General features: G+C 70.7%; 9 protein-coding genes. 7 read left to right on the top strand and 2 right to left on the bottom strand.

Annotated elements, in window-relative coordinates; translation table 11 throughout:
• From FV230_RS22865 to FV230_RS22845, 5 genes are all read left to right on the top strand, one after another.
• On the top strand, positions 1–514 hold a 514-nt coding region (locus FV230_RS22865), incomplete at its 5' end, for a DoxX family protein (RefSeq protein WP_246694960.1).
• Between the two features lie 26 nt (positions 515–540).
• The gene (locus tag FV230_RS22860; protein ID WP_147727362.1) at positions 541–1002 is read left to right on the top strand and encodes a cupin domain-containing protein; all 462 of its coding nucleotides are present in this window, start codon (positions 541–543) and stop codon (positions 1000–1002) included.
• Positions 1003–1012: 10 nt separating this feature from the next.
• Complete coding sequence (locus tag FV230_RS22855) at positions 1013–1915, top strand: SMP-30/gluconolactonase/LRE family protein (RefSeq protein WP_147844034.1); 903 nt, start codon at positions 1013–1015, stop codon at positions 1913–1915.
• Complete coding sequence (locus tag FV230_RS22850; RefSeq protein ID WP_147844033.1) at positions 1912–2838, top strand: VOC family protein; 927 nt, start codon at positions 1912–1914, stop codon at positions 2836–2838. The genes FV230_RS22855 and FV230_RS22850 overlap by 4 nt, the downstream gene beginning before the upstream one ends.
• 123 nt (positions 2839–2961) lie before the next feature.
• Complete coding sequence (locus tag FV230_RS22845; protein ID WP_147844032.1) at positions 2962–3957, top strand: catalase family peroxidase; 996 nt, start codon at positions 2962–2964, stop codon at positions 3955–3957.
• 21 nt (positions 3958–3978) lie between these two features.
• On the opposite strand, the gene FV230_RS22840 is transcribed toward FV230_RS22845, so the two are convergent.
• Positions 3979–4365 carry a type II toxin-antitoxin system VapC family toxin gene (locus tag FV230_RS22840; protein ID WP_147844031.1) on the bottom strand — a complete coding sequence of 129 codons (387 nt, stop codon included), beginning with the start codon at positions 4363–4365 and terminating at the stop codon, positions 3979–3981.
• Positions 4362–4595, bottom strand: a complete 234-nt coding sequence (locus FV230_RS22835; protein WP_147727367.1) for a type II toxin-antitoxin system prevent-host-death family antitoxin — start codon at positions 4593–4595, stop codon at positions 4362–4364. The genes FV230_RS22840 and FV230_RS22835 overlap by 4 nt, the downstream gene beginning before the upstream one ends.
• 173 nt (positions 4596–4768) lie before the next feature.
• Between FV230_RS22835 and lgt the strand changes: the two genes are divergently transcribed.
• Entirely contained in the window at positions 4769–5656 is an 888-nt protein-coding gene (gene lgt / locus FV230_RS22830; protein ID WP_244028036.1) for a prolipoprotein diacylglyceryl transferase, read from the top strand.
• A gap of 4 nt (positions 5657–5660) precedes the next feature.
• Positions 5661–6220 (top strand): SAM-dependent methyltransferase (locus FV230_RS22825; RefSeq protein ID WP_246694959.1); only part of this gene is annotated, 560 nt, incomplete at its 3' end.

Genomic DNA, 6220 nt, shown 5'->3' with positions numbered 1-6220 from the left:
CCCCGGATCTCGCGATGCCCGTCACCCCAGGCCCCCGATGACGTGGCTCGATCTCGTCGCCGTGCCGCTCGCGGCCAAGCTCTGCCTCGTCTTCATGTTTCCGCTCAGCGCCTACGACAAGGTCGCGCACTGGGACGAGGCCATGGGGCAGGCGCGCTCCGGCCCGCTGCCTTTCCCGGCCCTGCTGCTCGTGCTCGGCATCCTCGTCGAGGCGGTGACGCCGGTTCTGATCGTGACCGGCATCTTCGATCGCGCGGCGGCCTTCATCCTCGCCGGCTTCTGCGCCGTCACCGCGCTGATGTACCACCCGTTCTGGCGGTTCCCGGACTTCTGGTCGAAGAACGGCGAGGGCCGTGCCCATTTCTGGGACTTCTTCAAGAACTTCGGCCTCGTCGGCGGGCTTCTGCTGGTGGTGATCGGCGGCACCTACGCCCCGGCCTCCGAGGTCGTTCGGCACCCGCTCTCGAGCGGCCCGCAGGCCGCCCCGGCCCTGTCCGCCCCCGACAACCGTTGACGACCCTCTCTCGCAAGGAACCCGACATGGCCGATCAGCACGACGGCGGGCCGCCGCCCAGGATGCCGTACTGGCACGTCTACACCGACGCCGAAGGCGTGAGCCGGCAGGAACGGTTCGCGCTGTCGGCGTTCAAGTTCGAGGGCATCGACCCGCAGACCGCGCCGCAATGGAACGACAAGCAGGCGCCGTCGCAGGCCGGCGTCACCTTCACGGTGCTGCCGGTCGGCTGGGTCGGGCAATGGCACGAGAACCCGCGGCCGCAATGGATCGCCATCCTGTCGGGCCGCTGGTTCGTCGAGACCATGGACGGCACCCGCGTCGAGATGGGACCGGGCGAGCTGATGATGGGCGAGGACCAGAACACCAAGGAGCGCGACGGACGGAAGGGGCATCTCTCCGGCACGGTCGGCGACGAGCCGTGCACGATGATCGTCACCGGCCTCGACGTGACGCCGACCGTGAACCAGCCCGGACGCTTCAAGTAGGCCCGCGCCGATGGATGGCTTCGAGATCACGCAGCCGCGGTTCAAGGCGTTCGTGCTGCCGAACGCGCCGCTGGAGATGCTCGCCGAGGGCTTCCGATGGTGCGAGGGCCCGGTCTGGTTCGGCGACCGCGACGAGCTACTGTTCTCGGACCTGCCGAACGACCGCGTGATGCGCTGGAGCGAGACCGGCGGCGTATCGGTGTACCGCTCGGGCACCGGCTTCGAGAACGGGCACGCCCGCGACCGGCAGGGGCGCCTGCTCTCCTGCTCGCACCGCGACCGCCGGATCACCCGGACCGAGCTCGATGGCACGATCACCGCGCTGGTCGAGCGCTACCAGGGCCGCCGGCTGAATTCCCCGAACGACGTCGTCTGCAAGTCGGACGGCACGATCTGGTTCAGCGACCCGCCCTACGGCATCCAGACCGACTACGAGGGCGGCAAGCAGGCCTCCGAGCTGCCCGCCAACGTCTACCGCTTCGACCCGCGCGACGGCTCGCTCGCGGTCGTGGCCGGCGACTTCGACGGGCCGAACGGGCTCGCCTTCTCGCCGGACGAGACGAAGCTCTACGTCGCCGAGAGCGGGCTGCAATTCGCCGAGGCGCCGAAGAAGTTCATCCGCGTCTTCGACGTCGCCGAGAATGGATCGCTCTCGGGCGGCGACGTCTTCCACACGGTCGAGCCGGGCTTCGCCGACGGCTTCCGCCTCGACGACGAAGGCTATCTCTGGTCGGGCGCCGGGGACGGCGTGCATTGCATCGATCCGCACGGCGAGCGCGTCGGCAAGATCCTGGTGCCCGCGACGGTCTCGAACCTCGCCTTCGGCGGCCGCAACGGCAGCCGGCTCTTTCTCTGCGCCTCGCACACCCTCTACGCGATCTACACCAACCGGCGTGGGGCGCGGCTCCTGTGAGCGCCCTGGTCCGATCGATCGCCGGGTTCGAGCGCACCGTCGCGGACCTGACGCGGACGGAGGCGTTTTATCGCGACGGCCTCGGGTTCTCGCGGGTCGGCCCGATCGAGCCGCTGCCGGCTGCGATCGGCGACGCCTACGGATCCCCCGGGGCGGTGGGCTCGCGCCTGACGATGCGGCTCGGCCGGCAGATCGTGGCGTTCCTGGCCTTCGATCCGCCGGGCGCGCCGTACCCGGACGCGCCCCGTGCCACCGATCCGGTCTTCCAGCATCTCGCGATCCCCGTCCGCGCGATGGAGGCCGCGTTCGGGCAGCTCTCGCGCCTGTCGCCGACCGCCGTCAGCGTCGGCGGCCCGCAGGACCTGCCCAAGACGTCGGGCGGCGTCACGGCCTACAAGTTCCGCGATCCCGACGGGCACCCGTTGGAGCTGATCGCTTTCCCCGGCGGCCCCGCCGCCGAGCGCTGGCAGGCCGCGCCCGGCCTGTTCCTCGGCATCGACCACTCGGCGATCACCGTGACGCGCCTCGAGGCCGCGCTCGCCTTCCACGCGGCGCTGCTCGGCTTCCGGGTTGCGCAGCGAGGTCTGAACGCGGGCGAGGCGCAGGCGCGCCTCGACGGCGTCCCCGACCCCGTCGTCGACGTCCTCGGCCTGGAACCCGGCGGCCCTGCGACGCCGCATCTGGAGCTGCTGCACTACCGCCAGCCCGCGACGGAGAAACCGACCCCGGCGCCCTTCGGTCCGCGCGACCGGGCGACGACGCGGCTCGTCCTCGAGACCGCCGACGTCGTCAAAGCCGTCGCGGCGATCCGGCAGGCCGGCCACCCGGTGCGGCTTTCGGCCGACGGCAGCACCGCCTACGCCGAGGGACCCGACGGGCATGGGCTGCGGCTCGTCGGTCCAGACGGCGGCGCGCGCCGATAAACGGCCTCGCATCGCGGCGCGCGGCTCGATCCTTTTGTGCAACTCCAGATCGTGGCAATAGCCATCCATCGCCGCCGGTCGCCGCCTCGGGTGCCGGAGGGCCGCCCCGATCCGGAGACCTGCATGACCCATATTCCACTCCTCCGACGCGCCCTGGCGGGCGGCCTCATGCTCGCCGGTCTGGCCGGCACGCCGGTCTCGGCCGAGGACGGCACCACCGCCGAGCAGACCGTCGACGCGATGAACACGCTCTGGGGGCAGCATCCGGGCATGCGGGCGAACCACGCCAAGGGGACCGTCGTGGAAGGACGCTTCACGCCGAGCGCCGAGGCGGCCAAGCTCAGCAAGGCGTCGGTCTTCGCCGGTGCCGCCGTGCCGGTCACCGCCCGCTTCTCGGACGCCACCGGCCTCCCGACGATCGCAGACGGCGCGGCCAACGCCAACCCGCACGGGCTCTCGCTCAAGTTCAAGCTCGCCGACGGCAGCGAGATGGACGTCGTCACCAACAGCCTGAAGTACTTCCCCGTCGCCACCGGCGAGGAGTTCCGCGACCTGCTCGTCGCGATCGCGAAGAGCGGGAAGGATGCCGGAAAGCCGACGCCGGCCGAGACCTTCGTGGCGAGCCACCCGGCCGCGGGCAAGGCCGGCGCCACCGCCCGGACCCCGACGAGCCTGGCGCGCCAGACCTACAACGGCGTCAACGCCTTCATCCTCGTCGACGCGAGCGGCAAGCGGCAGGCCTTCCGCTACCGCATCGTGCCGGTCGAGGGCGAGGAGCTGCTCGGGTCCGAGGAGGCCGCCAAGCAGGCGCCGGACCACCTGATGAGCGAGATCCGCACGCGGCTCGGCAAGGCGCCGGTCTCCTACAAGGTGCTGGCCCAGCTCGCGGAGCCCGGCGACCGGACCGACGACGCGACCCAGCCGTGGCCGGAGGAGCGCCGCCTGGTCGAGATGGGCACCCTGACGCTGACCAAGCCCGTCGCCGACAGCGCGAGCGCCGAGAAGGCGCTGCTGTTCCTGCCGAACGCCCTCACCGACGGGATCGAGGTCTCGGACGATCCCCTGATCGACGCGCGGGTCCAGGCCTACGCGGTCTCGTTCGGGCGGCGCTCGCAGTGACGGCCGGGCGCGTCGCCCGTCTCACCAGATGCGGGTGACGCGCCCGTCGAAGACGGCATCGGCCGAGATCAGCGGCATCGCGCGGATCGGCGCCGTTGCCGCCGGCAGACGGTCGAACGGGTCGCAATGCGACCAATCCATCGTGCCGGCCATGAGGCAGATCTCACCCGTCAGCGCAGAAGTTCTGCCGCCTTGTTGGAGGAGGAGGTCGGCGAGGCTGTCGGCGAAGGGGGCCATGTCAGGCCATTTGCCGAGGCGCACCTTCTGACCGATTTCAAAGAAGATGATCGGGCTCACATAAACCGTCGCGGCCGCAGATATGCTTTGCCGCGCCGCAAGGGAGAGGCGACGATCGTTGGTGAGCGACCAAGCCCAGGCATGCGTGTCCAGGAGAAGGCTTCCGCTCAACGCCCACCCTCCCACAGGTCGAGCGCGTCGGCGTCCATCGGTTCGAGGAAGTCGGGACCCGGACCTGTCACGCGACCTTCCAGAAGACCGATCTTGAACGTGGTCTTCGGGATGGCGACCAATCGGACGACGGGCTCGCTTCCACGGGCGATGATGACCTCCTCGCCACGCAGAGCTGCTTCGATCAGCTTGGACAGCTGAGTCTTGGCCGCATGGACGGTTATCTGCATCGCACATTCCCAACTATAAGACGGCACGATCTTAGCTAAGTCGACTAGGTTCGCTAGGGAGGCAGGCCGTGCCTCCTCGCCATCGGGCCCGAGGCCTGAGCAAGGACCGATGCCCAAGGCTTGACGCCTCCCGGGGCCCACGTCCAATGCCGGCGTTTCCACGGGAGGTCCCGATGCTCTTCGCCCTGCCCTTCCCGGCCATCGATCCGGTCGCCGTCGCGATCGGGCCGATCACCATCAAGTGGTATGCGCTGGCCTACATTGCCGGGCTGATCGGCGGCTGGTTCTACGCCCGCCGCCTGGTGATGGCCGACCGCTACTGGGGCGTGGTGCGGCGCCCGACCACCGCCGACATCGACGACATGATCGTCTGGGTGGCGCTGGGCGTCGTCCTCGGCGGGCGCATCGGCTACGTGCTGTTCTACAATCTGCCGATGTATCTCGACGACCCGATCGAGATCCTGGCGATCCGCAACGGTGGGATGTCGTTCCACGGCGGCTTCCTCGGGGCGATCCTGGCGATGCTGCTGTTCGCGCGCTCGCGAAAGCTCGGCGGCTACACGCTCCTCGATCTGGCCGCCGTGGTCGTGCCGATCGGGCTGTTCTTCGGCCGCATCGCCAACTTCGTGAACGGCGAGCTGTGGGGCCGGGTCGCGCCCGACTTCGCCTATGCCGTCGTCTTCCCCACCGGCGGCCCGCTGCCCCGCCATCCGAGCCAGCTCTACGAGGCCGCGACCGAGGGGCTGCTGCTGTTCATCGTCATGGCGCTCGCGGTGAACCGCTTCGGTTTCCGCAAGCCGGGCCTCCTCGGCGGCATCTTCGTGCTCGGCTATGCCGTCGCGCGGACCGTCTGCGAGCTGTTCCGCGAGCCCGACCGCCAGCTTGGCTACCTGTTCGGCGACCATCTCGGGCCGCTCGGCGGCGGCGTGACCATGGGCATGCTGCTCTGCGTGCCGATGGCCGTGGTCGGGCTGGTCTTCATCGTGCTCGCCGCCCGCGGCGTCACGCGGCCGCGCCATCCCGTCGAGGCCGCCGCGCTGCAGACGGAGACGGCGCGGTGAGGACGTGAGCCCCACGCCCCTCGGCGCCGAGATCGCCGCCCTGATCCGCGAGACCGGGCCGATCGGGATCGACCGCTACATGGCGCTCTGCCTCGGCCATCCGGTGCACGGCTACTACCGCACCCGCGACCCGCTCGGCCCGCGGGGCGACTTCACCACCGCGCCCGAGATCAGCCAGATGTTCGGCGAGCTCGTCGGGGTGTGGATCGCCTCGGTCTGGGCCGCGATGGGGGCGCCGGCCCCGCTGCGCCTGGTGGAGCTCGGCCCCGGCCGCGGCACGCTGATGGCCGACGCGCTGCGGGCGCTGCGCACCGTGGTGCCGACGGCGGCGATCGACCTCCACCTCGTCGAGACCAGCCCGGTGCTGCGGGCGGCGCAGGAGGCGACGCTCGGGGCGGCGACGCCGACCTGGCACGCGGACGTCGCCTCGGTGCCGCCCGGCCCGGCGATCGTCGTCGCCAACGAATTCTTCGATTGCCTCCCCGTGCGCCAGTTCGTGCGGACGGCGCGCGGCTGGTGCGAGCGCCTGGTCGGCCTGGCGGACGGCGCCCACGCCTTCGGCCT

The organism is Methylobacterium sp. WL6, assembly GCF_008040095.1.
In the GTDB taxonomy this organism is placed as follows: domain Bacteria; phylum Pseudomonadota; class Alphaproteobacteria; order Rhizobiales; family Beijerinckiaceae; genus Methylobacterium.
Note: the sequence above shows the minus strand (reverse complement) of the source record. Positions and strands in the feature narration are given on the sequence as shown.